This is a genomic window from Corynebacterium sp. HMSC072A02, from assembly GCF_001810085.1.
Classification (GTDB): Bacteria; Actinomycetota; Actinomycetes; order Mycobacteriales; family Mycobacteriaceae; genus Corynebacterium; species Corynebacterium hesseae.
The window spans coordinates 176,810-202,951 of sequence record NZ_KV799873.1 but is presented as its reverse complement, the minus strand read 5'-3'; the positions used below and the strand labels follow the sequence as shown (position 1 = coordinate 202,951).

Here is a 26,142-nt window from a genome sequence, read left to right as displayed (position 1 = left end):
GTACGGCACCGGCAAGCGTGCCCGCACGAAGACCATGCGCGACAAGGCACAGGCGACGACTGATTCTGAACGAATCCGTCAGCTAGAAAAAGAAGTCTCGAAGCTGCGCGAAGAACGCGACATCCTGCGTAAGGCCGCGAAATATTTTGCCGAAGAGACACGCTGGTAATCCGCTTCCAGTTTGTCTATGACCACCGAACCGAGTACTCGGTCAAGCGGATGTGCCACGTGTTAAAGCTCAATCGCTCCTCGTTCTACAAATGGGTCAACACCCGTGAAAAGCGCAGGTTAAAGATGTGTTCCGATGCCCTTATTGGTGCGAGAATTACAACCATCTTCGATGATGAGCACGGGCTTTATGGTGCTAAACGCATCGCTGCAAGCCTCAACGACGATACGGACTTTCCTCCGACCAATCACAAGAAGGTCGCACGCATCATGAAATCCATGGGGCTGAAAGGCTTTACTAAGCGGCGTCGATGTGTCACTACCAGGCGCAAGCCTGGACGTCGAGTCATGCCAGATTTAGTAGGCCGTACATTCACAGCCAACGAGCCGAACCGCGTTTATCTTGGCGACATTACCTACCCGCCCTGTAAGGGTGGCAAGAACATGTATTTGGCCACAGTCATTGACACGTATTCACGGAAACTTGCAGGTTATGCGATCGCAGACCACATGCGAGTGTCACTGGTCGTCGATGCACTAGCCCACGCGCACGGTGTGCGTGGCAGTCTTGACGGGGCTGTATTCCATTCCGATCACGGCAGTGTGTACACCTCACAAGCCTTTAGGGACCACTGCACCCAGCTTGGTGTTCGCCAATCCATGGGAGCGGTGGGAACGAGTGCCGATAATGCCCTGGCAGAATCATTTAACGCCACCTTAAAGCGTGAAGTCCTGCGTGATCGGAAAGTCTTTGACAATCCCATCGTCTGCCGCCAAGAAGTCTTTCGATGGTGCATGCGCTACAACACGCGCAGACGACACTCCTGGTGCAATCTTCTAGCCCCCGATGACTTCGAAGCACTCACATCAGCTACACTGACCCAAGCAGCATAGCTAACCCCCGACGTGTCCACTGTCCGGGGGTCAGGCCCGTCTCCACCTCGTACGCCTCAATCCCATCATCACGCGCAGCGAGCTCGTGGAGGCCACCGGACTGTCCCAGCCCACCATCACCCGCGCCACCGCCGCTCTCCTCAAGGCCGGCCTCATCCAAGAGCGCACGGACCTCACCCGCTCCCAAGGTCGCGGCCGCCCCACGGTTCCGCTCGAGGCCTCCGATAACGGCTGGCTCCTTTCCGGCATCGCGGTCGGCACCACCTCGACGTATATCGGCCTCTACGACACCCGCGGCCGCATTATCCGCGAAGACAACGTTCCCACCCCGGTCTCGAAGCTCAGCCCCGATGACTTCGTCGAGCACGTCATCGCTGGCGTCAACCGGCTCACCACCGGTGTCGACCGCACACTCGTTTCCGTCGGCGTGACCACCTCCGGCTCCGTCGACGAAGAAGGCAAGGTCCACGCGGCCAACCTCGGCTGGGACGGCATGGATATCGCAGGACGCCTCGACTTCCAGTTCGGCGTCCCCGTCACTGTCACCCCGGCCGTGCCCGCCATCCTCGCTTCGGAGACGCAGGCCGCTCCTCTCGGCGACGAAGCCCGCACGCTCGTCCTCTTCGCGGATGACTCGATTGGCGCCGCCCTGTCCGATGAGGACGGCGTTGCCTCCATCGAGCTCCCACAGTTCGACGGCGCCGACCCACGCGACACCCTCGTCAACGCCGCGCTTGCGCCCCGTCTCGCTGAGGCTGCCGATGCCCCCTCGGTCCTTGCCCAGCGTGCCTCCGACCTCGGCCGCCTTACGGCCCAGCTTATCGATGCCCACCGCCCCGACACCGTGGTCATCGCCGGCTCCGCCTTCTACGACGTGCCCACCGCGCCGAAGCTCTTTGCCTCGGCCGCACGCGGCGAGCTCGACCCCGATCTCGCGTCCGCGACGGAGCTGCGCATGATCCCCAACCACAAGGAGATCGTCCGCTCCATCGCCCGCGCCGTCGCGCTCGACCCGCTCCTGCGCACGCCGCTTGAGCTGAACACCGCGAAGGTGCGCGCCGCCTAGGCCAGCCCGCACTCCGCACGCAGTTCGGCAAGGTTGCCGTCGTAGAGATACCCGCGCAGCCCTGCCGCCCGTGCTGCGTCGACGTTGCCCTGGGTGTCATCAATAAAGAGTGTGTCTTTCGCACTCGCACCCAACGCGTCCATCGCCACGTCGAAGGCCCGCTTGTCGGGCTTGACCACGCCAATCTCGCCACTGAGCACCACGGCGGTGAATTCCTTGAGTCACGAGTCGTTGCGCTCGCGCACCATACGACCGAGTCCCACCGGAATATTGGACAGCACGCCCACCGCATTGCCCGCGCCAAGCAACTCCTGGGCGACCCCACGACGTCGAGGTCCGGCGCCGTACACGGCTCGAAGTCCTGAGCGACGGCCTCAGAGATATCGAAGTCCGGAAGGCCTAGGCGCACCTGCATCTGGCGCCACCAGCGTTCGTCGCTCACCACGCCCGCGTCATAGGCCGGGCGCAATTCGTTATACGCCGTCCAAAAAGCGGCCGGATCCTCGGCACCGACGAGACGTAGCAGCGCCTCCTTCGGCTCCGGTGGGCGATGACGGAGCAAGACTCCGTAGAAATCGAAAAGATACGTCGACATACATCCAGACTACGGAAAGCCGCGCAGACTCGTCCCAAAACGACAGAGTTCTAGAAACGGAACAAGCGTCCGGGCAGCCCCGTGGGCACGAGCAGCACCGCCACGGCACCCAGCGCCGCGCCTCCTGCATACAGCGGCACAATGGCGTCCGGAATGATGCCGAGCGGCGTGAAGATCACCAAGCCCACGGCGGCAAGCACGAGCGCGCCGCCGACTGACGCAATGGACTTCTGCGGCAGGCTCACCGCGATGAGCGCAGCAAAAAGAAAGAGACCCGCCCCCGCGAAGGGCCCCAGCATGAGTGCCGCACCAAGCAGAAAAGTGCCGAGCGCAACGTGCGTACTGCTCAACGCCATGCCGACGCCCAAGGCGACGGCGAGCGCGAGGAGCACGACCACGGTCCAGGTTTTCTGCTTCATAGACATATAAAACGCAGTCTCCCACCAACCATGGGGTTGGTGGGAGATATTAGGACAATCTTGATGGGTTTGTTACCGCATGGTCACTGTCCCTTGACCTTTGTGTATTAGCTAGGCCTTGATGGCCACGCGTGACTACTTTGCGCGGGAGCCCAGAGTGGCGTCGATGCGCAGGAGGCCGGAGCCATCGTTGCCCACGAGCTTGATCTGGTCAATAATCTCGGTGACGGTGTCCTCTTCCTCAATCTGCTCGTCGAGGAACCAGTTCACGATCTGGCGGGACTCAAGGTCCTTCACCTCATCAGCGGTACGAGCGATCTCGCGGATCTGCTCGGAGACCTTCTGCTCGTGTGCGTAGGCAGCCTCGAAAGCGTCGAGCGGGGTCGCGGCCTTCACAGACGGAACCGGGACATCGGTGAGCTCCACGCGGTAACCGCGTGCGAGGAGGTGGTTGGCAAACTTCTGAGCGTGCTCGCGCTCCTCCGCAGCCTGAGCGTAGAACCAGTCACGCATGCCCGGGAAGGAAAGATCATCCATCTCGTAGGCCAGCTGGGTGTAGATGAGGGCGGCGCCGTGCTCGTTAATAACCTGTGCGTTCAGCAGGCTCTGCAGCTTCTCGTTCATTGAATATCCTTGCCTTTCGGTACCTGTTCAATAGGTAAATTTCTGTCTTTTCCGACGGCTATCCAACGGGTTTCCGGCGGTATAGTCTCCCATAATACAGATATTCAAAAATGCCGCTAGCTAGGTTAGGGTTCCCAAACATGCAGGCCAAAGACAATTTTGGTCACGGTAACCTAAGTTACCGCAACCTGATCAACGCCCGAATCCACACAAACGGAAGCAATCGAACTAGAGTCGGATGCCCGCCCGCTTGAGCGCATCAAGCACCAAAGGCATCCCTGCCACCGCGGTACCCACGAGCGCCACAACGCCCGCAATCACCCCCACGAGGATGCCGATACCCTCGCTCGACGGTTCCTCCGAGCTCAGCGTTCCCAACTGCGCGGAAGCCCGGGCAAGTCCCGTCGACTTATGCCCCTCGACTACCCCGGCATCCTTGCCATCAGCGAAGTCCAGCACGAGATCAACGTCGCCGCCCTCAAGTATCTGACCTTCCTTATAGCGCAGTAGCGAGCCCTCCAGGCCTGCACCCGCGGTGGCCTGGCGATCCTGCGCGCTCACATCGGTCCCAACCGCGATGGGGGCATCGAGGGTGAACGTGACCAGCACGTCATCATCGCCATCCCTGTCGACCTGCGCGCCCTTATCGCCCGGATCCCCGGACAAAACGTAGTCTCCAACGAGCTCGACCTTCGTGCCTTGCACCTGCAGCTTGAGATCTGAGTAGGTGAGATCGAGGCCGGCCGAGCCGCCCGCGCCCAGGCCTTTGTAGGCCACGATATGCGCCGAACCGTCAAGGACGATGGTGCCGTTGCCGTCCGCATCTAACGTCGTCTCAGCGACGTTGACCGGAAAGAGCAGCTGATTGTCCTTATACGTCGCCCCATCCGTGGTCGTCCAACGGCCAGCTGCCATTGGGCCAGCAAGATGCTCCATAAATGAGGTCTTGATGGGCCAGGCGAATGTACCCGCCGTCAGGTCCTGCGTTGCAGCAGTAGCCGGAACAGCCATTGCAGAGACGATAAGAGCAGATGCGAGAGAAGCAGAAGAGATTTTCTTCACGCGACAGACCTCCAGGTCACTTTAGAAATACAGATAAAACAAGAAGGGGGAAGAGAGGAAATAGTGAACCCGGCGCTACGCTGCGCCCGGATACAGCTTCGCTAGCTCGGCGAAGACTGCCGAGTTACACGCGAAGGCGGCCTGTGCCTCGGCGATGAGAGCGGCACGCTGGGCATCAGAAAGCGCGAGCTCGTCGAGCGCCTTGCGGTACGCGCTGCGGTAGGGCGGAATCTTGCCAATCGCCGCGAAGTTATAGAAATTGAGCGCATCCGGGTCGATACCGTAGAGAGCCCCCAGGCGCGCGGCAATAACCTGCCCACCCGAGATATCGCCAAGGTAGCGCACGTAGTGGTGAGCAACGACCCGGGGCTCCGATCCCGGCGTATCGAGCGATTCCAGGCGCGCAACGTAGCGTGCGGTGGCGGGAAGGATACGCACCTCGTCGCGCCACTGCGGGCCGTACATTTCCGCGAGGTCGAGTTCCAGCGCATCGCGGCGTTCCAACCGGGGGTCGGCCACCGCTCCGGCGATGCGAGTATCCGCTACCGTGCGGACCGCGCGCTCAAGCGCCTCATAGATAAACCACAACTGCCCAGTAAAGGTGGCGAGTGCCTCTGCGCTGAGCTCACCCGCCATCAAGCGGGTCATAAAATCTGAGCCCTCTGCGCTGGCGTGCGCTCGCGCGGTTTCCTCACGCAGCATCTGCGAAAGCGGCGTCGTGGTCATGGCAACGGTCATGGCCAAATTCCTCCTGATTAAGTAACGCTTGCCTAACCTTAATGTGGATAGTCTAAACAAGGCAAGCCTTACATATCAAGACCTATGCCATACTTCATGCCCACAGTGACGCATATTCGACCGAAAGTATGACTAATCGTCGCACCCCCATGCTCAGCGCACATCTCTCCCCCAGGTTTTAGTCCCCCAAATTGCCCGAGAGCCGGTCGAGGCGCTGCTGACTGACCGGATCAAGACCCCGAATATCCACGGTCACGCCGCGCTGCGCGTATTTCTCACGCACCGCATCCAGCGTCGCCACAGTCGAGGCATCCCATACCTGCGCAGCCGACATGTCGATATCGACCTCAGAGACTCCCAGCGTGTAGTCAAAGGAATAGACAAGGTCGTTGGACGAAGCAAAGAAAAGCTGGCCGGTGACGCGGTACGCGGCGCGGGTGGCATCGGAAGCAACGAGCTCGACCTGGGTGAGGTGCGCGACGCGACGCGCGAACGCAATCATGGCCGTGAGCACGCCGGCGATGACGCCGACCGCCAGGTTGTGAGTAACCAATGTCCCCACAACCGTCACGAGCATGACCAGCGTTTCCGACAGCGGCATGCGGTGGATGGTGCGCACCGAGTGCCAATCCACCGTGTCCGCGGCGACGAGGATCATGACGGCGACAAGCGCAGTCATGGGAATCGCACCCACGGTATCGCCCAACACAAGGATGAGAATGAGGAGGAAGATGCCAGCGAGCAGGCTCGACAGGCGCGTGCGAGCACCAGAAGCTTTGACGCCAATCATCGTCTGGCCAATCATCGCACACACGCCCATGCCGCCGATGCTCGCCGCAAGGACGTTGCCAATACCCTGACCGAGGGACTCGCGCGTTTTATCCGAGTGGCTGTCCGTAATGTCGTCGACAAGTTTGGCTGTGAGCAGCGACTCCATGAGGCCGACGAGGGCCACGCCTACCGCGTACGGGCCGATGAGCGTGAGCGTGTCGAGCGTGAGCGGCACGTCAGGGAAAACGAAGCCCGGCAGGCTCGTGGGTAGCTCGCCTTGGTCCGCGACGTCCGGAATGTCCCAGCGGAAGACGACGACGAGCACTGTGATGACGAGGATCGTGATGAGCGGGGCGGGGACGACCTCCGTGAGCCTCGGCCACAGAAGCATGATGACCACACCGAGCGTCACGAGGGGATAGACGATCCACGGGACGTGCATGAGGTGCGGCAGCTGCGCGGTAAACATCATGATGCCCAACGCGTTGACGAAGCCAGTCATAACGGAGCGCGGGATAAAACGCATGAGCTTGGCGACCCCGAGGAAAGCGAGAACGATCTGCAGGACTCCCGCCAGCAGCACCGCCGCGAGGACGTACTGCAGACCGTGGGAGGCAGACAAGGGAGCAATGACCAACGCGACCGAGCCGGCCGCGGCGGAGATCATGGCAGGACGACCACCAGTAAAGGAGATGGAGATTGCCATGATGACGGACGCGAAGAGTCCAACGCGTGGATCCAGCCCCGCCAGGATCGAAAAGCTTAAGACCTCGGGGATAAGCGCGAGGGCGACGGCGAGGCCGCCGAAGACTTCCATGCGCAGGCGCGCGGGGGAAGAAAAGACGTAGCGAAAGCTCGCGAGCACGCCGGTAGGCGCAGGAATTTGGGCTCGTCCCCCAACTACCACTTCCAGAGATAAACGAAGGCCCGTCAGCTGCGCGCTGACGGGCCTTCTCCCCATGACTAATCTTTCGGCACTTACCGTAAGAAGGAAGTGGAGCGCGACCTTCCTAGTAAGCAACCGCCCGTGATTAGGCAAGGCTTAGTTTATAAACCTTTAGTTGGATGGTCAAGGGGGAACGAGAACTTTCTCCCGCGATCCCGCGAAATATCACCGTTACCACTAATAATTCCGAAAAATTAATGTATCGCGGCACGAAATAGGATGAGAGTTATGGCAACAGATTCGTTCAAAGAACCGCTCAAAGAACTCGAAACCCTCATCTCCGAGGGACTCGGGCGGTTCTGGCGTTCAGACCCGACTCCCCCTTCCGTCAGCTACGACGCCACCGAAGGCCTGCCGGAGACACCGGCGGCGGAACAAGTTTCAGACTCTCCGCGCCACGGCATTACCACCCCTGCGCCCGCTAACGCCTTGCGCGAGGAAGTGGCCGACGAAATCGCCGAGCTATTGCGTGCCGAGCGCCGCAGCTTCTTCGACCTCGACTTTCGCCATCCACGCGGGTCCGCAGGCGACGACCACGAGGCAGAGACCGCGGCACGCCTGGCATCGCTACCGCTCGGCGCACGCCTGAAGCCACGCGGCGTTTTCGAAGACGACTGGGCAGCGCGCCCGGATGAAGACCACCCATGGCCCATCATTCTCATCCACGGGACGACGGATACGAAAGGCGTATGGCAGCTGCTCGGCTCCGAGCTGCGCGAGGACGGCTGGACCGTGTTCGCACCGGACTATGGCGCCCGCGCCACCGGCCCCATCGCCGCCTCCGCCGATCAGGTCGGCGCGTATATCGACGCGGTCCAAGCCGTCACCGGCGCGGAACAGGTCGTGCTCATCGGACACTCTCAAGTCGGTATCGTCGCCCGCTACTGGATGCATAACCACGATGCGGTGGACCGCGTGCGCCACATCATCTGCCTGTCGGCGCCCAACCACGGCACCACCCAAGGTGGAATCGTCAGCTCGTTGATTTCCAGCCGCCGCCAAGAACACGTCATGCGCTCCATCATCGACGCTTACTTCGGCCCAGCCGGCATGGAACAAATCGTGGGCAGCGCGACGCTGGAGGAGCTCAACCGCAACGGTGACCTGGCCCCCGGTGTGAGCTACACGTGCGTGGCCACTAAGCAAGACTCCATCGTCGTGCCGCCGGAAACCTGTTTCTTGGATCCCGGCGACACTCCCGACGGAACGGTGCGCAATGTCTATGTGCAAGACGTCGACAAACGCGCCGTCGTCTCACACATGGATATGCCCATGGACAAGCGCGTGCGCGCCATCGTGCGCATGGTGCTCAAACAGCTCTCCCCCACCCTGGACAATCCTCACGACGCCCAAAGCCACGCCCTTGCCAACGCGGGTCACGCCGACTCGGAATAGACCCGTGCAGGTTCGCTAACGCAGGCGCGCCAGCAGGGGATTAAGAACGCCGGACTGCACGATGGCGCCGCCGATGACCGCAAACATGCCGCCCAGAGCGGTCAGCGCCAACACGATATTCCACACGTTGGAAAAAGAAGAGCCTTCTTCGCCCTTGTTATCCGTGCCGCCTTGGTTCTGATCCCGCCCCTTTTCCGGCTTCTTCTCTGGGTCCTTCTCAGGAGTCTTTCCTTGGTCTCCTGCCTGGTCCTTGCCCTGCTCGTCGCGGCCCGGCTCGTCCTGCTCCCCTGGGGTGGTCTCGGTGCCCTCATCGGCAGGACCCACACACTCGGACGCGGTCTTCAAGGTCACCTGTGCATCATCAAGTTCCGGCTTGTAGCTCTCGTTGTACATGCCCATGAAGATCACGTCGATACCCTCGATGTGCTGGATCTTCGACTCGCGATCGTAGTAGGTACCCGCCTTCGGCTTGTACGTCACGTCGGTCGCATTCAGCGTGAGCATATCGCCGTCCTTCGACCATGCGGCATTGCCCTCAGCGAAGGTATCCGTGCCCGACTTCTTGTTTTCTTCCGTGCGGTCCTCCGGGGTGTATTCCGTCATGCCCTTGCCCGGCACGTAGTAGCCCTCGTAGGACGTGCCCGCCTTTGCCTGCCCTGCCTCCGTGAGGACATAAGGCGAGAGCATCTTGGTGTACAGCGCACCGTGGTGGCCCTCAAACTCCAGCGTCGAATCCTTGGTTCGAATATCGGCTTTCGTGACGGTGCCGTCTTCGCCCAGGCTCACCGAGGACGCAGAAGGATCCACCTCGAAGTGGAACTGAAAGTCTGCTCCGCCTTTGTTACCCTCGTCCTGCGTTACCGCGCCGGACGTGGTCCACCCACCCCTCGCGATGGGGCCGGTGATGTAGTTGCGGAAAGATTCCTTGATGCCCCAATTCACAGTTCCGGAGACAATGCGGGTCTCCAGGGTCTGGCCAGGGGCGCAGGTGGGGGCATCGGCAGCAAAGGCTGCCGGAACGGTCAGCGCCGAGGCGGTCAGCGCCAGCGCGAGAGAAGAAGAGACAATACGCATGAGTTAAGACTCCTTAAGTAGATCGACAAAAGACTGCTCGGGATCGGCGACCTGACATCGCGCGGGATGGACTGAGATGTGGCCGTCTGCCTTGCTCACCTGGATGGGCCAGCGATAGACCTGCGACAAAATCTCGTCGGTGTAGACCTCGCGCACCGGGCCGGCGGCGGCAACTGCCCCGTCTGCTAGGCACACGATGTGATCGCAATAGGCCGCAGCGGCGCCCAAATCGTGGAGTACCACCAGCACCGCCACTCCAGCCTGCGCCGCGATCGAGCGCACCAATCCCAAGACTTGTTCTTGGTGGCGGATGTCCAGCGCCGCAGTCGGCTCATCGAGAAGAATCACCGGGGTCTGCTGCGCCAGTACACGGGCCAACGCCACACGCGCACGCTCCCCGCCAGAGAGCGTGGCAATATCGCGGCCGGCCAAGTGCGTCGCATCCACCGCCGCAAGCGCTGCGTCGATGATCGCGGCGTCCTCGGCCTGCCTGGCGGTGCCCTCCCAAGGGCGCCGGCCCATGGCCACTACATCACGCACGAGAAACTGGAAGGACACAGTAACGTCCTGCAGCATCACCGCACGCGCACGGGCCAACGCCCCTGGGGAGGACACCGCCGGATCCTGCCCCACGAGGGAAACGGAACCGGTGTAATCAATATCGCCGGCGATGGCCGCCAGCAGCGTGGACTTGCCCGCACCATTCGGGCCGATGAGGCCGGTGACCTCCCCTGGGCGGGCGACAAAGGAGACATCGGAAAGCAGGTTCCGCTCGCCGATCGAAACGGAAAGATTCGCAACGTTAATCATCAATGCATTCCCTTCTTCATCATCCGGCGCAACAGCACGAAGAAGGTGGGGCCACCCACGAGCGCGGTAAAGATACCGATGGGAAGGTCGGCGAAAGGAATGAGCGTGCGCGCAGCGACGTCGGCAAAGCCAATGAGTACGGCGCCCGCCACCGCAGAGGCCGGCAGCAAGACCCTGTTTTCTGGGCCGATGATCGTACGCAGCAGGTGCGGCACGATAAGGCCGACGAACCCAATAAGTCCGGCGAAAGCAACTGCGCCGGCGGTAAGGATCGCCGAGGCAGCGATGGCGATAATGCGCAGTCGCTTGACGTCGACGCCAGTGTGTTCCGCGGCGCGCTCGCCCAGCGCGAGCACATCTAGCTGGCGGCCAAGACGCAGCGCAATGGCCATCCCGAGGAGGGCGATGGGGAGGCCCACCCACACGTGTTTCCACTGGGAACCGTTGAGCGAACCCATTTGCCAAAAGATGATTTGCTCGCGGTTCGCGGTAGGCGCCAGGTACATCATGAAGGAGATGATGGCGTTGCACACCGCGTTGATAGCAATGCCGGTCAGGATCAGATTGACCACCGCCACACGCCCTCGTGAGCGCGCCAACTGGTAGATCAGCGCGGTAACCAGCAGCGCCGTAGCAAACGCCGCGAGCGGCACCGTGAAGGTACCCAGGACGGAGATATTAAAGACGATTACCACGGCCGCGCCTACACCGGCACCGGAGGTCACGCCCACGATGGAGGGCTCAGCCAGCGGGTTGGCGAACACGGCCTGCATGAGCGTGCCCGCCACTCCCAAGCACGCGCCGACCAAGAAACCGAGCAGAATGCGCGGCAGGCGGATCTGCCACACGACGTTGGCCGTCAAGCCACCGCCAGGGCCCGCGGCCATAATCTGCACCAAGTCACCCAGCGCGACGTAGTACTGCCCCAGCGCAAGCGACAGGATGAAGGCGACACCAAGCAGCACCCCAAGCGATACGAATACACCAACCCGCAGGCGGGAGCGCCGAGCGAAAACCTCCGTGGGGGCCGCCGGTTTAAGCATTGTCTGGGTCATAGATTGCCTGCGCAAGTTTGAGAAGGGTCTGTCCGGTCAAGGGCCCGAAGGCGAGCGATTGCCCGTCTGGGATGGTCACGATCCGCTGCTTTTGGCCCGCGGTGGTTTGTGCAATGCCGGGGCGCTCGAGGAGGCCTTCGACGCCGCCGGTCGACTCCAGGCCGCCCGTCATCATGATGATGACCTCAGGGTTAATCTTTGCCAAAGATTCGGCGTTGGCAGGTTCGGCGTAAGAGAGGTGGTATTCGGTGCCGAGGTCTACGCCGCCCACACCCTCAATGAGGTCCTTGGCACCCGTGCCTTCTCCCATGATGAAGAAGATGCCGCCGTTGCCGCGCGCGTAGAGGAACGCCATGCGCATTGGCTCCTCCGGCACGATGTCTGCGATGGCCGCCTTATCTTTTTCGATTTCTTCGACGGAGCGGTTGGCCAGCGTTTCGCCTTCGTCTGGCAGACCCACGACCGCGGCCAGGTTTGTGATGTCCTCGGCCACCGAGTCAATGGTGCGTTTCGGCTCCATGACCACGGTGGTCACCCCTGCGGCGCGAATCTGGTCGATGGCGTCGCGTGGGCCGATCGAATGATCGACGATGACCAGCGTGGGCCGGAGTTCGAGCACGGCTTCCACGTTGATGTTGTGTCCGCCCTGGGTCACGACGGGGCGATCGGCGATAGCGTTTTCCGTCGACGACACCGTGCGACCCACGATATTGTCCGTAAGCCCTAGGCCCTCGAGGGTTTTCGTATACGTACCGTAGAGATCCAATGCCACGATTCGGGACACATCCGTAACGGAGACGTCGTAGCCGTCAGCATCCGTGAGCTCTACCGGCAGCGCGGGAGTAGGCGACTCCGCCACCGCGACGACATCCTCGAAGTCCGTCACATTCGACACACCCGTAAACGAGCGCGGGTCTTTGGCCGACTGCGCGTCTGGGAGGGCGTCGCGCAGCTGCGCGTCTTGGGATTCATAGGCGCCTTGGACGCCGCACCCTGTGAGGGCGAAGACACACGCCAACGCCACCAAAAGTCGTTTCATGCGAAACGTATCCTTTCTCAAGTCTTGGGTAACAAGGGGTGCGCTACGCCGGGTTGCGCAGGACGACGGAGCCCATGGAACCGCCGGCGATGGCGAGGCCTGCGATAAGCAGCAGGAGCCACGTGCTCGCCTCCGGCGAGGAGCCCGCGGCCGCGGCCTTCTTGATCTGGAAGTTGCCGCTGCCGTCTTCATAACCAGACGTGCTCGTGCCGGCCGCGGCCTGCGGGCCGTCTCCCGCAGAGCTTTCCGATGCCGCCCGCTTTGCCGCCGCAGCGCTCTGACCGCCGGAGGTCGTCGCCGCACCAGTGTGTGCCGTAGTTCCGCTCGCCCCGGCGCAGTCCCCGGATCCGCCAAGTTGTGCATGCAACGAAAGCGGATCAAGGGTCGTGCCCGGCTCATAGAAATTCGCGAACGCATCATTGCCCGCTGCGGTCAGCGTGACGGTGGCTTCGCCGTCGACGGCGGAGTCACTCACGTCGAGCAGGCTAAACGACACGTCTCCGAGCACCGTGCGTCCAAAGTCCTTGCGCTCGCCCTCCATGTTGGAGGAACGCACGTCGGCGATGAGTTGACCGCTCGTCCCGTTGAACCGGACTTCCAGGTTCGCGATATTGAGATCGAGGACTCCGTTGTGGCCGGTAAAATGCATAGCGCCGCCGTAGCGGATGGAACCTGACTGCGCCGCAGTATCCACATCTCCGCCGGTGCCCGTGAACTGGAAACGCGAGTTGTCGTACCCTACGCCGTCGAGCGTCCAGGCGCCCTTGGCGATGGAGCCGGTGATATACGACTGGAAGGACTTCTTGACACCCCACTCGGCGGTCGCAGCCTGCACGCCCGTGGCTACGCAGGTTTCTGACTGCCCATCACTAGCCGCGGACCCGGGGTCCTGTGGCCGCGCGGTTCTTGTGGTTCCAGTAGCACCAGTAGTGCCGGAAGTACCCGAAGTACTCGAAGTACTACCCGAAGCACCCGAAGGGCTCGCGGTGCCCGAAGTGTTGGCTCCCGACGCGCCTGAACCACTCGTGGTGCTAGTGGTAGTGCTGGTGGTCGTGCCCGTGGCGGCTTCCGTGCGAGAACGGAAGGATTCTAGCTGGTCTAGGAAGGACTCCGTGTTGCCCATGAAGGTGGTCAGGCCATTCATGGTGTCGTTCGTTTCCTTCAGAATCGCCATGGCTTCTGCATTGCGACCAGTAAACGTGCCCGAGATTGTCCCCAAGGACTTCGAACCGCTGCCTGAACCGCCAGAGGACCCGCCGCAGCTGCCATCCGTGGCCACGGTCCCTGACGAGGGGTCCATCGACTGTCCCGACTCATAGGCAATGAAGAGTTTGTGTCCTTCGTCGGTGAGCGTGACGTCGCCGGAAAGGTCGAGCGTGTGCGCGGACGCGTCGACGGGTTGATCTAGATCGATCCCCGCGATGACCACGTTATCGCCGGTAATCTGCGGGCCGCGTGCGGACTTATCCACCATGTCAGATTCATAAGAGACGTAATCCACCACGATCGCCGCCCGGTTGCCGGAGGCCTGAATCTGCCAGTCTGTCAGCGTCATATCCAACAGATCGTCGCCGCCGTAGTTGTGTCCAGTGAAGTGGATGACGCCGCCGAAGGGGACGGTGACGGTATCGCCGTTTACGGAAGCCTTGCCCGGAGTGAAGGTAAAAGCACCGTCTGCGCCGGTTTCGGAACCGGTAAAACCAATGCCGTCCGTTTCCCACTGGCCCTTGGCGACTTGGCCTTGGATATAGCTTCGGTAGGACTGCTTAATGCCCCAATTCCAGGAGCAAGTGCCGGCAGCCGAGGCGACAGGAGCGTTGAGCGCGACCGAAGGGAGTGCGATGAGAGTACTGGCAGCAAGAGTGCCCAATATTCGACGGAGAATCACGGAGAGAGTCCTCATGAAGTATTGATGCGATGAACAAAAAGAATCAGAAGTTAGGCTACACATACCTAAGCAGTTTTGTATAGGCTATACTAACCTAGATTAGGTAAGCAACCCCCAACAAAGGACACCCTCATTCGGTCATGACATCGTCGTCTACCAGCGCCTTCAAAAATCTGTATCCCGACGTAGACCCCACGCGTGGGCTACCTCTCAGCGTCTCCGAGCGCCTTGCGCTGTCTCTCGCGCTCGCGATTGCAGCTTATGGAGCCGTCACCGCAGACATGCTCGTTGCAGGCGCCGGCGTGGCCTTCACCCTCATCGCCTCGGTGCTGCAACAGCACAAGACCGCGCGTCGGATTCGCTCCGAAGCGCGCACTCGCTTCCCCGGCGAAGACTGGGCCGAATACCGCGCCACGCGGCGGCTCAACCTCGGCGTCCTAGTCCCCTTGTGGGTCTGCATCATCATCGCCTTGTGCGCGGCCGGATACTGGTTCGTGCCGCTCGAATATGCAACTCCCGCCGCCATCGTCATCGCGGTTCTCGTTGCCCTGCTCGCCTGGTTCATGCCAGGCATCAGCCCCCTGTGGCGAGGCAAGCAGACCGATCCCCCGGCACCAGAGAAAAACACCGACACCGCAGTCATGTACTTCGAGAAGCTTTAGGCCTGCCGTACCCCAGCCTTACACATCAAGCAGATCCAGTAGCTCATCAAAAGCCGGCGCTACCTGCGTGCGCCACAGCGTCGTCGCCTTCGGGTCGCCGCGTCCGGGGCCGCCGTTCACCACAGAGACCTCTTTGCCCTGCTTGAGCGCGTCGAGCATGAAGCGATAGCCACTCATCACGGCGAGCGACGAACCGGCGACAAGCAGCGAGCGCGAGTCCGCAAGCAGCGCACGCGCGGCGTCCCGCCGCTCCACCGGAACCGGCTCGCCGAAGTAGACGACGTCCGGCTTGAGCAGCTCCGAACCGCAGCGGACGCACGGCGCCATCACGAACTCGTCGACCGCCTGCTGCGACAGCGCGACGTCGCCGTCCGGGTTAACTTCATCCGCGCGCACGACCCAGCGCTCCAGATAGCCCGGATTCGCGGCTCGTTGTTGAAGTCTGCCCAGTGGAAGAAGTAGTCCGGGTTGAACTTGCCTGCGCCCGGGTTGGCGAAGTAGATCGTCTCTTCTGGGGTCATGGCGACGAAGATTTGCACCAGTGAGAAGATTCCCTGGTAGACGCCCTCGTGGGCGTACTTGGCTATCTGGTTCGCACCTTGGGAGACCGGCACGCCGGAGCGCTTCAGCTCGATGTGGAAGACCGGCATACCGTTAATGAGCAGCATCAAGTCGCCACGTCGGGTGGGCAGCAGCTCATTGGCGGTCTGGAAGCGCGGCTGGACGGCAATCTGGTAGCGCGACTGGCCACCGGCAATCTCTAGGCGATCGTAGATTTTCAGGCTAACCTCAGAGCCGAAGTTGGCGGCCTGCGGTGCATCTCGGGTAATGGTCACGGTGCTACCGTTGATGAACTCGTTGAGCGCCAGCGGCGTACGCAGGTTGTTGACCTGCTCGATGATTTGCGCCATCTCGCCCTCGGTGAGCGGCACGTCGCCAAGCAGGTTACGGCCCCGGTTGTTGGCGTAAAGAATGTTCGCCCAGTTGTCGATGAGCTGCTGCTCTGTCGGGAAGCGCAGCAACTCCTTGCTCCAGCCGTGGCGGGTTAGCAGGTCGATGAGTACCGCCTCGAACTCAGCCTCAGAACGAAATGGTGTGGTCATAGCTGCTCCTTAGATGAACATCCGTTGCAGCAGCGCCGCCTTGGCCTGCTTAAGGGACTCGATGTACTTGGCCTCGGTAGCAATGAGCGTGTCCAGCCGTGTGAACACTGCACCGATGGCCTGTTGTTCTTCAAGGGTGGGTGGAATGGTAGCCGCCGCCTCTGCCAAGTGACGGGCGTTCAGTGACGGCAAAGCACCGCTCTGAGTGAATCGGGTCAGGTCCACCGTCTTGAGGTAGGTATCGGCAAACTGAACATCCCAAGATTTGGTGTCCAAGGAAAACGCCATGAGATTGTTGTCGAGGAGGAATGTATCGGTAGCGAGTCTTTTGCGCCCTAGGAAGACAGCAGCACCAACCTTGGCGAACAGAATCGCAGGTACAGCTGTTACAGGCACCCAGTGATTACGAACAATCTGTTCCTCCGTCACATAGTGGTTGGCGGAGCGCAGTTGCAGCTCATTCCCTGGTGCGGAGAGGTCCGATACCTTGTAGAAAGGTAGGCCTGCTTCCCCGCCTTGTTCACGTTCCGGGAATCCGACGCCTGACTTGAACGAGCCGAGTTCACCCAGTGTTGTCGTCTTCCACTCACCGTCGAAGCCCTCCAGCCGCAACTCCGGCACCGTCTGCCCCTCCTCCTGCGGGAACATCCGTTGCATGAGAGCAGTTTTGGCCTGCTGCAGGGCCTGGTGCTTCTTGGTGTGCTGGTTGATGGCATCGTCGAGGTTGGTGAAGATAGCGCCGATGGCCTACTGTTCTTCGAGAGCGGGCGGGAAATAAACAGCCTGATTGAACAGCTCAGTCTTCGTGATACCTTTGATGGTGCTACCCTGCAGCTGGTCAGCGAGTCCCTCCATACGCCGCTTAACAGTAAGAGCGATGTATTCAGGGTCACCGGAAAGGTCTGATAGCGATACAAAGTCCTGGCTGGTGGCGTAAGGGAACGGCATAAAAGAGACCTTGCCAACGCCAACACGAGTGACGACTGCAACAGAGTCGGCAGGAATCTGCATAGCAGCAGAGCGTGAAATAGCTTCCTCGGTGATGTGCTTACGAGGGGCGACCGGGGCGACCCCCTGCTCCGCAACATCAGAGGATTGAATCCAAGGGATGTCCCCGGACCAGTAGCCCGGTTCATCGCTAGATGGCGTACCGCCACCGTAAGTCCTTTCGCTGAGGTCTCCAATGGCTTTCAATTCCCACTCACCATCGAAGCCCTCCAGGCGCAGTGCGGGCACGTTGTGACTATGCATCGCGACCACCGCCCAGCAGCTCCTGGAGTGCAGCCACGGCCTGCATGTCGGCGGCGTTGCCGGTAAGCCCGCTCAGTAGGCCAGCGAGTTCTTGCTCCGTCTCGCGAATCTTCACGTCGAGGTCGGTCAGCGCGACGGCGTACTTGTCGTGCAGCGCCTGGACGCGGCCGGCCAGGCCTGCAAGCACGTGACCAGGGATTTCGCGCAGGTCATCCATAAGTGAAGTAATCCACTTGGCGGTGAGCACCTCATCGACCTGCGCTTCGGTAAGCGCTTCAATGGTCGCGTAGGTGTCTTTCTCCAACTGCTCTTGCGCAGCCTTGAGGTTCTTCTTGAGCTTGTCCCGCTGGGCGATAAGTGCCTTGGCGCTGAGCATGGCAGCCTCAGTGCTGTCCTCCGGCCAGGTCTCGCCCTTGGCCAGCTTCGGCAGGTCCTTGATGGCCTTGTTCAGCTCGGTCTTCTTGAAGGCGTCCTGCTTGTCGTTAAGTATCTCGGTCAGGTCGGTCTTGTCGACTTCGCTTAAGCCCTCGACAAGCTGTGTTAGCTCAGATACAGCTGTGTCCACGTCGCGACTTAGCTGCGTTACCTGGTCCTTCTGTTGCGCCAGGTAGAAGGTCTGCACCAACTCGTTGGGAGCAACGCGCCCGTCCCATCCGATTTGGACATAGACCTTTTTCTTTTCCTTGGTCTTCCACTCCATCACGGGGTGGTTGACCCGCAGGGCATCGAAGCCTTCGGTCTGGATGACTTCTAGGTCACCGGCGGTTTTGACCCAGCTGTCATGCAGTACCTGGTAGCCCTCGTAGGCATCAACCAACGGTACAGGGTCGAGTCGGTCGAACAGGTCTGCCTTAAGCTGGTCCTCGGTGGTGGTAATGGGCACGGTGGCCGCGCCGTCCACCAGCAGCGCGTGCAGCTTCTCCGGGAGGTCGGATAGTGCAGCGTCAACCTGGTTACGCAGTGCCTGGGCTGCAGGGTGCTTGTCGATGGTCTCGCGCAGGTTGGCGGTCTTCAGCTCCGCGTAGCCTTCTACCTTCTCGGTGAACAGCGCCTCACGCAGTCCCGGTAGGGCGGTCCAGTAGTGCTCCAAGGCGGCAATCTCACTGGTGGGGATGCCGCCGTGCATGGTGGCGTACAGGTCTACAGACTCTGGCGGCAGGGTGGCGGACACGTAGCGCGGGATGTTGAGGTTGTGGTCGTTGGCACGAATCTCGTCGCGGGTCACGACCTTAGCGAAGTGTGGCACGTCAACGCGGTTGCGGACGGCATCGACGATGCGCTGGATGTCGCGGGCACGCAGGTGGTTGTACTTACCCTGCTTGATGAAGCCCTGCGAGGCGTCGATGAACAGCACGTCATCGCGGTCACGTTCTTGCTTGAGCACCATGATGATGGTCGCGATACCGGTGCCGTAGAAGATGTTGGAAGGCAGGCCGATAATGGCATCGATGTGGTTGGCCTCGATGAGATTGCGGCGGATGTCGGCCTCCGAGCTGCCACGGAACAGCACGCCGTGCGGCAGGACGATGGTGAGGATACCGTCGGGTTTGACGTGGAACAGCTCATTCAGCAAGAAGGCGTAGTCGGCCTTGGTCTTCGGAGCTAGACCAAACCGTGCGAATCGCGGGTCAGCCTCGTTGCCTTCGGGTTCCCACTTCTGGGAGTAGGGCGGGTCGGAGACTACGGCGTCCACATAGAGCGGCTGGTAGGTCTGTACCGGGTCGAACTCGTCGAACATCGGCCAGTCATGGGCCAAGCTGTCACCGTTGCGGGCGACGATGTTGTCCGCCTTCACGCCGCGCATGACCAGGTTCATGCGGGTGAGGTTGTAGGTGTTCTCGCGCAGCTCCTGGGCGAAGTACTTAATACGGTCTGGGTCCCCCATGCGCTTGGCGACGGCATGGCCGATGTTAAGCAGCAGGGAGCCAGAGCCGGAGGTCGGGTCGTAAATCTGAATCTCGTCGCGGTCCTTGAGGTGGTCAGCGACGATGTTGCTCATGATGAGCGAGACCTCATGCGGGGTGTAGAACTCGCCTGCCTTCTTGCCCGCGTTAGCCGCGAACTTCTCGATGAGGTACTCGTAGATGTATCCCAGCACGTCATAGCCCTGCTTGCCATCAGTGGGGATGTCATCGATAAGGTCCAGTAGCTTCTTGATGGCTGAGGTACGGGCAGCGTCGGTTGTGCCCAGCTTCGACAGGCTGGTGTCCAGGGTGTTAAGGATGCCCTCGAAGACGTGCTTGTGCTCCGGGGCGATGTTGCGCTTGAAGGTAGCCAGGCCGTCGCGCACGTGAGCGATGGAAAAGTCGTTACCCATGTCCCGCCACGTCGAGTACAGGTTCTCGTAAGTGAGGAAGTAGCCCAAGTTGTTACGCACCAGGGCCACGGTGTCAGTGTCGGTCTCAACGAGCGCATCGGGCAGGTCTTCCGATTCAGCGTCGTTATTGAGCATGAACTGCTCTACTTGGTCGGACAGGAACTTATAGAAGATGAAGCCGAGAATGTAGTCCTTGTAATCCTGCGCTTCGATCTTTGAGCGTACCGACGATACCGTACAGCGAGAAGATTTTACTTTCTAAGTGCATGGCTTGGGGGGAGCGGCGAAGTCCTACGTGGTGCAGGATTCAAAGCCCCAAATGGCGATTCCAGCACAAAACAGAAAAGGCCCCTACCGGTGTTTCCACTGGTAGGGGCGGGAAGTTGGTAGCGGGGGCAGGATTCGAACCTACGACCTCTGGGTTATGAGCCCAGCGAGCTACCGAGCTGCTCCACCCCGCGTCGAGATGTACTTCCGAACATCAAGCGCTTCAGCACACTGTGGTTAATCACTAGGATTTTTACCCCGTGTGCCGGCGACTCATGTAACTATACAGACGCCATGGCGCCTACCCAAATCCCCTGGGCAGGCGCCATTTCTCTGGACTACGTGGAGCTACTACTGAGACTGCAGCGAGCGGTACTCCTCCACTGCCTTGTCCAGCTCGTCCAAGGCCTTGCCGTACTCCTCAAAGGAACCGTTCTTAGCCTTGTCCACGCCATCGAGAGCCTTGTTGATGGCGTCGATAGCCTCGCCTTCACTCGATGCCTTCGGAGCGGAGGCCGGTGCGGAAGCGTCGGAGTCCTTGGAGTCAGCCGCGTCCTTCTTGTCACCGCCAGTGTTTCCAGCCTGGTCACCGTCCTTGCCGGTATCGCCTTCGATCTCCGTGATGTTCTGCGCGGCCTTCGGGTCGATTCCAACCTGGTCCAGGGCCTCACCGATGGTCGGGGCATAGCCCACACGGCCCTTGTAGGACACCAGCACGCGCAGCAGCTTCGGGAACGCGGACTCTTGGCCCTTACGCTGCGAGTAAATCGGCTCGAGGTAGAGGATCTCCCCATCCCCCACTGGCAGCGCCAAGAGGTTACCGTTCTTCAGGTCATTCGAGCCCTGCCACAGCGTGCGGTCACGCGCCACCTGGTCGGAAGACATCATCGCGTCCTGTGCCTGCTTCGGGCCCTGGGTCTGGGTATTCGTCGGCAGCACGCGCACGGTGATGTTGCCGTAATTGTCCGGGTCAGAGGACACCGCCATGTGTGCGGAGAGGAACTGACGGTTCAGGCCACGGTAGGAAGTGATGAGCTGGAAGCTCGGCTTCTTGGTCTCCGGGTCGGCTGCCAACACGTAGTACGGCGGCTGGTTCAGTCCCTGAGATTCACCGGCGGTGGGGTCCTCCGGCACGGACCAGAAGGCATCGTTGTTGAAGAAGACGCCCGGGTCATCCACGTGGTACTTGGCCAGCAGATTGCGCTGCACCTTGAACATGTCCTCCGGGTAGCGCAGGTGCTGGCGCAGTTCGTCGGAGATCTCCGACTCTGGCTTGACGACGCCCGGGAACACACCCTCCCACGCCTTGAGCACGGGGTCCTCGGTGTCGAACTCGTAGAGATCGACGGTGCCATCGTAGGCGTCGACAGTCGCCTTGACCGAGTTGCGGATGTAGCCCACTTGGTCGTTGACCAAGCGCTGCGTCGTGCCCGTCGGGTTCTGAGTGTCCTGGGTGGTCTCCGTCAGGGAGGTGCGCTGCGAGTACGGCAAGGAATCCAGCGTGGTGTAGCCGTCCACGACCCACTTGACGCGGCCGTCGATAACCGCCGGGTAGGTGGAGGAATCCGTGGTCAGCCACGGGGCGACCTTCTCCACGCGCTCGCGCGGATCGCGGTCATAGAGCAGCTTGGATTCCGAGCCGACACGATCCGAGAGCAGGAAGTTTAGCTCCTGGTATTTCAAGGCGTAGGCAGTGCGGTCAACGATGTTTCCGATGTCTACGCCACCCTTACCGTCGTAGGTGTAGGTGGAGGTATCGGTATCGTATTCCACCGGTTTATCGCCGGTCTTGCCCACGATGGCGTAGTCCATGCCATCCTGTGCGCTAGCGATCACAGGGCCGAAGTAGGTGCGCGGCTGGTCAACCTTGATGCCGAGGGATTCCTCAGCGTTCTTGGTCTCGCCCTCGCCTTCGGCGTCCTTGCCCGCCTGGGTCTGCAGGTCAGCAACAGTGAAGATGGGGAAACCACCGCGGGCGGAGCCGGCGTCACGAGCCACCTCATCGACGGTATTTGCCTGCGCGGCGATAAAGCCGTTGCCGTGGGTGTACACGGTGTGGCGGTTGATCCAGTTTTGCTGGTTCTCCTGCAGCTCGTTGGGGTCCAGCTCGCGCGCGGCAACCACGAAGTCACGCAGCTCGCCGTCGATTTCATAGCGATCCATGGCTAGCGTTTCTGGGAAGCCATAGAAGTTCTTCAGCTGCTGCATCTGGGTGAACGTCGGCGCCAAAATGTCCGGGTCCAGCAGGCGCAGGTTGGAAATGGTGGAGTCATCGGAGGCGACCTTGTCATCGGAGACGTCGTCAGCACCCCAGTTCTCCTCGTAGGTCACCTTGTCATCGGTGAGGCCATAAGCAAAACGCGTGGACTCAATGTTGCGGGAGATGGACTCCGCCTCTTTAGCCTGGCGGTTCGGGTTCACGGAGAAGCGCTCCATGATGAGCGGCCAGCCCTGACCAATAACCAAGGAAGACAGCACCATGAGCACCACGGCCAGGCCGGGGATGCGCAAGTCCTTGATCACGACGGCAGAGAAAATCGCCACGGCCACGAACACGCCGATGATCATGAGAATGATCTTCGCCGGCAGGTAGGCGTTGATATCCGTGTAGGAACCACCCGTAAACAGCGAGTGCTGGTTATACAGCAACTCATAGCGGCCCAGCCAGTATCCAGCCACCTGAAGCAGCATCCAGATTCCGGCGGTCACGGCAAGTTGAGTGCGCGCCGACTTCGACAGCGAACCACGCACACCCGAGGCGCGGTTACCCAGGCGAATGCCACCGAGAATGTAATGCCCCACGAGTGCGATGAGGAAGCACACGGCAACCAGCATGGAAGCAGCGCTGACCAGCATCGACCACACCGGCAGGCGGAAGGCGTAGAAGCCGAGATCGTGGTTGAACTGCGGGTCCGTCACCCCAAAATCGTGGGAGTTCAGAAAGAGCATGACGGTGCGCCAATTTGCCTGGCCCAGCAGGCCAGAGACAACACCAACGAGGACCGGGATGACCTTGAGGAAGACCCTCATCGTGCTTTCAATGGATTTGCGATATTGATAAACCGGGGAATTGAAATCCGCCATGTCCATCGAATCGCCGCGCCCGCGCCAGACAATGAGCCCCGCTACGTAGGTGACGGCCGCCGCCACTAGTCCGAAGAGGACGAAGAGCACGATGCGCATGATCAGGGTCTTGGTGAAGACCCCGCGGTACTCAATCGCGCCGAACCACTTCCAATCCGTGTAGAAGCCCACGAGCATGGGGCCAATGAACAAGAGGACCGCGATGATGGCGACAACCCACGAGAGAAACTTGGGCGGACGTTTCATCGGGGCGGTGGGTCGGTTGAGTCCGGAAGCCAACTCCAGCTCCAATCAAGTGTCGTGCGAATATAGAGGTATCAAGCTTCTAGTCTAGAGAAGCACTATGACCGTCAACGAACAAGGACGCTTATGAGTTCCCAACCTTCCTCCCAGCCCGCTGTACACCGCGCGCTCAACAAGGCCATGCGCGAGGCCGTGGATTTCATCCACGCCGAGGGTTGGGATGCACCTCCTACCCTTTTTGCTCTCGTCCCCACTGAGCTGGTGGCCGCACAGCTCGGTGACGTCGACGACTCCTCTCCCCTCACCCTCGTGGTGCAGGAATTGCCGGAGGGCATCGAGCCGGGCTCGGAGCACCTCGCGGACTACGTCTCGCGGCTGGCGTGGCCGCGGGAGATCGCCGGCGTCATCCTGGCACAGGAGATCATGTTCAAGGACACCGCGGACGCCGCGCTTGGCGACGCCCGCCCCGCGCGCCTCTTCTCCGGAGTCCTGCGGGCTACCGCCATGGCCGGCAGTTCCACAGCCGATTCGGAGGATATCGACGAGGACGGCGCCGAACTCACGCTTCTTCAGCTGCGCCCCACGGAGGAGGAACTGGCAGAAGCTGGCCCCTTCGCGCAGGACGATATTCAGCTGCGCGGCGGCCCGAACGTGGCACCGGGGGTCATCGCCGCCCTGCGCTACGGATTGGAGCAAGATCCGGAGGAGATGCTCTAATCGGCTCAACCTCTCATCGACTAAACTCAGTCTGCAGTGGCCATTAACGCTCAGCTCTCGGGGCTGGGCACGGAATCGATAGAGGAGTCTCTCGTGCGCTTGACATCTCGCTTCACCGCCGCAGCATCGGCCGTGCTTGCCACCGGCTGCCTGCTCACCGCATGTGGGAAGGACGATGCGCCCTCCCCCGAGCCGGCTCCTGCAAGCGAAGAAACCACTGCAGCCGCGGAGAAATCCAGCGCGCCGGCCCCGGCAACCACTGCCGAGGAATCCGAGACGCTCTCTCCTGCCGCATCCGAGACTGAGACCAGCTCGGACGCGGAGGAAGAATCCTCCACCCGCAGCTCCGCCGACCGAAAAGACAAGGACTCCAGCGAGTCCTCTGAACCAAGCGGCACATTCACTGATTCCGTGGAGCAGGCTTATGAGATCTTCGGTGGGCTCGTCCCGGAGGAGATCTTCGCTCAATTCGACCGCTGCGATCCCAACGGCGTGACGGATTCCTTCAACTGCTCCGGTTCCGAGGTGGGACAGTTCCAGTTCTTCAAGTCCAAGACCAAAGCTTCCCAGACCACTCAAGTTCTCACCGAGCTGCGCAGCTCCCGCGTCATCGAGGACAGTGGCAACCGCGTGGTGGGCTGGTCCATGCTGGGTAATACGGCCATCCTCACCGTCGTGGACAACGACGAAGGCCTCATCATGCAGCAGATGATCTCCACGGACCAGGACGATCCGGAAGAGCGCCTCAAGGAGCTTGGCTTGGTCTAGGACCGCAACTTCCTTTAGGGCTAGCCTTCGCAGGTCTCGACGGGCTTGCCCTCTGCAAAGTCGTGCATGGCTGTGATGGCGTCATCCAGCGTGTGGACCTTGGCCACCACCATGTCGCCGGTGCCACGGCTGACCGCCTCCGCGCAATTATCTGCAGGTGCGAGGAAGAGCTCGGCGCCCGCTTCCTGCGCGGCGTGTACCTTGTGGACGATGCCACCAATGGGGCCGACCTCGCCGTCCTCACCGATGGTGCCCGTGCCGGCAACAAACCGGCCGCCGGTGAGATCCTCATCGGACAACTTGTCGATCACCGCCAATGTAAACATCATTCCGGCCGACGGTCCACCGATGTCCTGTAGGTTGTAATCCACGGTGATGTCTTCGGTGGGCACTGAGGTCATGAGGATGCCCAGCAAAGCTACGTCGTCGTGCTCTGGGTGTGCGCCGAGGGTCACCGGGACTGTCTTTTCCTCGCCCTTGCGAATAATCCCCAGCTTCACCTCATCGCCGGGCTTAAGAGCGCGGATCTTCTCCTGTATCTGGCCAGGCTCCGTGACCTTGTCGCCGTTGACGGCGGTGATGATGTCGGCGTCGTCAAGCGCGCCCGCAGCGGGGCTGTCATCGAGCACCTGAGCCACCTCGATACGCACGGGCTTGTGCAGGTAGTCCATGGCGGCGACGGTAGCCGCCGACTCAGACTGGGTAAAAGCCTGTTGATTGGCTTCCTGAACTTCCTCATCCGTCTTGCCTTGCGGGATGACGCTGCCGATGGGGACGATGGTGTCATCGGTGAAAAGCCACCGACCGACGGCCTGCGCTAGCGTCATGTTGGTGCGCACGGAGACCGTCGTCATGTTGAGATGCCCCTGCGGCTGGAACGTTTCCGGGGCCTCGACGTTGACCACCGGCTCCCCTTCCACTTCACCCAATGTGTCCACGGTAGGGCCTGGTCCTTCGGCGGCGTAGGGCACCGACAGGGTGATGTCGGTGCCGGGGATGTGGTCGACGCTGAGCAGGGCTCCCGTCAACACCACCGGAATGGCTCCCCACGTCAGGGTGGACAAGCGGCGGGTTCGGGGGTTCTGCGGAGTTTTCACGGAGGATCAGCCTACAGCCTTGTGGAGCTTGTTCGCTCTCAGCGTTGCCGTGGTCCTAGAATCCGCGCTAGGAAACCTAGTAGATTAGG

At 61.1% G+C, this 26,142-nt stretch carries 21 protein-coding genes, 1 tRNA gene and 3 pseudogenes; 6 read left to right on the top strand and 19 right to left on the bottom strand.

All coding sequences use genetic code 11. The features are described from left to right. Together HMPREF2698_RS13070 and HMPREF2698_RS11910 are read left to right on the top strand one after the other, a co-directional pair. Positions 1–1,062, top strand: a pseudogene (locus HMPREF2698_RS13070) (IS3 family transposase); the annotation flags it as partial. 19 nt (positions 1,063–1,081) lie between these two features. Continuing rightward, positions 1,082–2,128, top strand: a complete 1,047-nt coding sequence (locus HMPREF2698_RS11910) for an ROK family transcriptional regulator (protein WP_070532436.1) — start codon at positions 1,082–1,084, stop codon at positions 2,126–2,128. Here the strand turns inward: HMPREF2698_RS11910 and HMPREF2698_RS11905 are convergent. The 6 genes from HMPREF2698_RS11905 to HMPREF2698_RS11880 all read right to left on the bottom strand — a co-directional run bounded on the left by HMPREF2698_RS11905 (position 2,125) and on the right by HMPREF2698_RS11880 (position 7,154). Continuing rightward, complete coding sequence (locus HMPREF2698_RS11905) at positions 2,125–2,331, bottom strand: HAD-IA family hydrolase (RefSeq protein WP_070524703.1); 207 nt, start codon at positions 2,329–2,331, stop codon at positions 2,125–2,127. The genes HMPREF2698_RS11910 and HMPREF2698_RS11905 overlap by 4 nt on opposite strands. Before the next feature lie 442 nt (positions 2,332–2,773). Next, positions 2,774–3,148, bottom strand: a complete 375-nt coding sequence (locus HMPREF2698_RS11900) for a hypothetical protein (RefSeq protein ID WP_070524705.1) — start codon at positions 3,146–3,148, stop codon at positions 2,774–2,776. Between the two features lie 129 nt (positions 3,149–3,277). Continuing rightward, entirely contained in the window at positions 3,278–3,766 is a 489-nt protein-coding gene (locus tag HMPREF2698_RS11895) for a ferritin (protein WP_070524707.1), read from the bottom strand. 228 nt (positions 3,767–3,994) lie between these two features. Then, a complete protein-coding gene (locus HMPREF2698_RS11890) occupies positions 3,995–4,777 on the bottom strand; it encodes an HtaA domain-containing protein (RefSeq protein ID WP_083299245.1) in 783 nt (260 codons plus the stop codon). A 126-nt stretch (positions 4,778–4,903) separates the two neighbouring features. After that, complete coding sequence (locus tag HMPREF2698_RS11885; RefSeq protein ID WP_180963879.1) at positions 4,904–5,566, bottom strand: biliverdin-producing heme oxygenase; 663 nt, start codon at positions 5,564–5,566, stop codon at positions 4,904–4,906. 178 nt (positions 5,567–5,744) lie between these two features. Continuing rightward, entirely contained in the window at positions 5,745–7,154 is a 1,410-nt protein-coding gene (locus HMPREF2698_RS11880) for a SulP family inorganic anion transporter (protein WP_070564989.1), read from the bottom strand. 348 nt (positions 7,155–7,502) lie between these two features. Between HMPREF2698_RS11880 and HMPREF2698_RS11875 the strand changes: the two genes are divergently transcribed. Next, a complete protein-coding gene (locus tag HMPREF2698_RS11875) occupies positions 7,503–8,678 on the top strand; it encodes an esterase/lipase family protein (RefSeq protein ID WP_070564969.1) in 1,176 nt (391 codons plus the stop codon). A gap of 15 nt (positions 8,679–8,693) precedes the next feature. Here HMPREF2698_RS11875 and HMPREF2698_RS11870 read toward each other — a convergent pair whose 3' ends face one another. Genes HMPREF2698_RS11870 through HMPREF2698_RS11850 form a run of 5 tightly spaced genes read right to left on the bottom strand, consistent with a single transcriptional unit; the run spans position 8,694 to position 14,559 of the window. Further along, positions 8,694–9,752 carry an HtaA domain-containing protein gene (locus HMPREF2698_RS11870; protein ID WP_070524713.1) on the bottom strand — a complete coding sequence of 353 codons (1,059 nt, stop codon included), beginning with the start codon at positions 9,750–9,752 and terminating at the stop codon, positions 8,694–8,696. 3 nt (positions 9,753–9,755) lie between these two features. Beyond that, complete coding sequence (locus tag HMPREF2698_RS11865; protein ID WP_070564966.1) at positions 9,756–10,562, bottom strand: heme ABC transporter ATP-binding protein; 807 nt, start codon at positions 10,560–10,562, stop codon at positions 9,756–9,758. Beyond that, the gene (locus HMPREF2698_RS11860; protein WP_180963883.1) at positions 10,562–11,605 is read right to left on the bottom strand and encodes a FecCD family ABC transporter permease; all 1,044 of its coding nucleotides are present in this window, start codon (positions 11,603–11,605) and stop codon (positions 10,562–10,564) included. Before HMPREF2698_RS11860 ends, HMPREF2698_RS11865 begins: the two co-directional genes overlap by 1 nt. After that, positions 11,598–12,656, bottom strand: a complete 1,059-nt coding sequence (locus HMPREF2698_RS11855) for a heme/hemin ABC transporter substrate-binding protein (protein ID WP_070532438.1) — start codon at positions 12,654–12,656, stop codon at positions 11,598–11,600. The genes HMPREF2698_RS11860 and HMPREF2698_RS11855 overlap by 8 nt, the downstream gene beginning before the upstream one ends. 43 nt (positions 12,657–12,699) lie before the next feature. Further along, complete coding sequence (locus tag HMPREF2698_RS11850; RefSeq protein ID WP_070564963.1) at positions 12,700–14,559, bottom strand: HtaA domain-containing protein; 1,860 nt, start codon at positions 14,557–14,559, stop codon at positions 12,700–12,702. A gap of 125 nt (positions 14,560–14,684) precedes the next feature. Here HMPREF2698_RS11850 and HMPREF2698_RS11845 point away from each other — a divergent pair, with 125 nt between their 5' ends. After that, positions 14,685–15,206: a hypothetical protein gene (locus HMPREF2698_RS11845; protein ID WP_070524723.1), complete on the top strand. Its 522-nt coding sequence runs from the start codon at positions 14,685–14,687 to the stop codon at positions 15,204–15,206. A gap of 18 nt (positions 15,207–15,224) precedes the next feature. Here HMPREF2698_RS11845 and HMPREF2698_RS11840 read toward each other — a convergent pair. The 7 genes and pseudogenes from HMPREF2698_RS11840 to HMPREF2698_RS11815 form a co-directional block, all read right to left on the bottom strand. Continuing rightward, positions 15,225–15,635, bottom strand: a pseudogene (locus HMPREF2698_RS11840) (Sir2 family NAD-dependent protein deacetylase); the annotation flags it as partial. Next, the gene (locus tag HMPREF2698_RS11835) at positions 15,533–16,309 is read right to left on the bottom strand and encodes a type I restriction endonuclease (protein ID WP_070524725.1); all 777 of its coding nucleotides are present in this window, start codon (positions 16,307–16,309) and stop codon (positions 15,533–15,535) included. The gene HMPREF2698_RS11835 and the pseudogene HMPREF2698_RS11840, both read right to left, overlap by 103 nt. Before the next feature lie 9 nt (positions 16,310–16,318). Then, the gene (locus HMPREF2698_RS13655; RefSeq protein WP_227485839.1) at positions 16,319–16,966 is read right to left on the bottom strand and encodes a restriction endonuclease subunit S; all 648 of its coding nucleotides are present in this window, start codon (positions 16,964–16,966) and stop codon (positions 16,319–16,321) included. Positions 16,967–17,056: 90 nt separating this feature from the next. Next, a complete protein-coding gene (locus HMPREF2698_RS13650) occupies positions 17,057–17,545 on the bottom strand; it encodes a restriction endonuclease subunit S (RefSeq protein ID WP_232748495.1) in 489 nt (162 codons plus the stop codon). Between the two features lie 7 nt (positions 17,546–17,552). Beyond that, positions 17,553–20,093, bottom strand: a pseudogene (locus HMPREF2698_RS11825) (type I restriction-modification system subunit M); the annotation flags it as partial. A 168-nt stretch (positions 20,094–20,261) separates the two neighbouring features. Next, a tRNA-Met gene (locus HMPREF2698_RS11820) sits at positions 20,262–20,338 on the bottom strand. A gap of 157 nt (positions 20,339–20,495) precedes the next feature. Beyond that, positions 20,496–23,474 carry a UPF0182 family protein gene (locus tag HMPREF2698_RS11815; RefSeq protein ID WP_070564957.1) on the bottom strand — a complete coding sequence of 993 codons (2,979 nt, stop codon included), beginning with the start codon at positions 23,472–23,474 and terminating at the stop codon, positions 20,496–20,498. A 123-nt stretch (positions 23,475–23,597) separates the two neighbouring features. Here HMPREF2698_RS11815 and HMPREF2698_RS11810 point away from each other — a divergent pair, with 123 nt between their 5' ends. Together HMPREF2698_RS11810 and HMPREF2698_RS11805 are read left to right on the top strand one after the other, a co-directional pair. Further along, positions 23,598–24,188, top strand: coding sequence for a PPA1309 family protein (locus HMPREF2698_RS11810; RefSeq protein ID WP_070520224.1), 591 nt, complete (start codon positions 23,598–23,600; stop codon positions 24,186–24,188). A gap of 93 nt (positions 24,189–24,281) precedes the next feature. Next, on the top strand, positions 24,282–24,956 hold the full coding sequence (locus HMPREF2698_RS11805) for a beta-N-acetylglucosaminidase (RefSeq protein WP_070564954.1): 675 nt from the start codon (positions 24,282–24,284) through the stop codon (positions 24,954–24,956). Between the two features lie 20 nt (positions 24,957–24,976). Here HMPREF2698_RS11805 and HMPREF2698_RS11800 read toward each other — a convergent pair whose 3' ends face one another. Beyond that, entirely contained in the window at positions 24,977–26,053 is a 1,077-nt protein-coding gene (locus tag HMPREF2698_RS11800; protein ID WP_070564951.1) for a YlbL family protein, read from the bottom strand. Positions 26,054–26,142 lie beyond the last annotated feature (89 nt).

What these genes read in the sequence shown, in the direction of transcription:
- HMPREF2698_RS11835 (WP_070524725.1), bottom strand. Translation starts at nt 16,309, where the DNA reads ATGACCACACCATTTCGTTCTGAGGCTGAGTTCGAGGCGGTACTCATC.
- HMPREF2698_RS11885 (WP_180963879.1), bottom strand. Translation starts at nt 5,566, where the DNA reads ATGACCGTTGCCATGACCACGACGCCGCTTTCGCAGATGCTGCGTGAG.
- HMPREF2698_RS11880 (WP_070564989.1), bottom strand. Translation starts at nt 7,154, where the DNA reads ATGGAAGTCTTCGGCGGCCTCGCCGTCGCCCTCGCGCTTATCCCCGAG.
- HMPREF2698_RS11875 (WP_070564969.1), top strand. Translation starts at nt 7,503, where the DNA reads ATGAGAGTTATGGCAACAGATTCGTTCAAAGAACCGCTCAAAGAACTC.
- HMPREF2698_RS11815 (WP_070564957.1), bottom strand. Translation starts at nt 23,474, where the DNA reads ATGAAACGTCCGCCCAAGTTTCTCTCGTGGGTTGTCGCCATCATCGCG.
- HMPREF2698_RS11810 (WP_070520224.1), top strand. Translation starts at nt 23,598, where the DNA reads ATGAGTTCCCAACCTTCCTCCCAGCCCGCTGTACACCGCGCGCTCAAC.
- HMPREF2698_RS11870 (WP_070524713.1), bottom strand. Translation starts at nt 9,752, where the DNA reads ATGCGTATTGTCTCTTCTTCTCTCGCGCTGGCGCTGACCGCCTCGGCG.
- HMPREF2698_RS11890 (WP_083299245.1), bottom strand. Translation starts at nt 4,777, where the DNA reads ATGGCTGTTCCGGCTACTGCTGCAACGCAGGACCTGACGGCGGGTACA.
- HMPREF2698_RS11845 (WP_070524723.1), top strand. Translation starts at nt 14,685, where the DNA reads ATGACATCGTCGTCTACCAGCGCCTTCAAAAATCTGTATCCCGACGTA.
- HMPREF2698_RS11865 (WP_070564966.1), bottom strand. Translation starts at nt 10,562, where the DNA reads ATGATTAACGTTGCGAATCTTTCCGTTTCGATCGGCGAGCGGAACCTG.
- HMPREF2698_RS11900 (WP_070524705.1), bottom strand. Translation starts at nt 3,148, where the DNA reads ATGTCTATGAAGCAGAAAACCTGGACCGTGGTCGTGCTCCTCGCGCTC.
- HMPREF2698_RS11895 (WP_070524707.1), bottom strand. Translation starts at nt 3,766, where the DNA reads ATGAACGAGAAGCTGCAGAGCCTGCTGAACGCACAGGTTATTAACGAG.
- HMPREF2698_RS11855 (WP_070532438.1), bottom strand. Translation starts at nt 12,656, where the DNA reads ATGAAACGACTTTTGGTGGCGTTGGCGTGTGTCTTCGCCCTCACAGGG.
- HMPREF2698_RS13655 (WP_227485839.1), bottom strand. Translation starts at nt 16,966, where the DNA reads ATGCAACGGATGTTCCCGCAGGAGGAGGGGCAGACGGTGCCGGAGTTG.
- HMPREF2698_RS11850 (WP_070564963.1), bottom strand. Translation starts at nt 14,559, where the DNA reads ATGAGGACTCTCTCCGTGATTCTCCGTCGAATATTGGGCACTCTTGCT.
- HMPREF2698_RS11860 (WP_180963883.1), bottom strand. Translation starts at nt 11,605, where the DNA reads ATGCTTAAACCGGCGGCCCCCACGGAGGTTTTCGCTCGGCGCTCCCGC.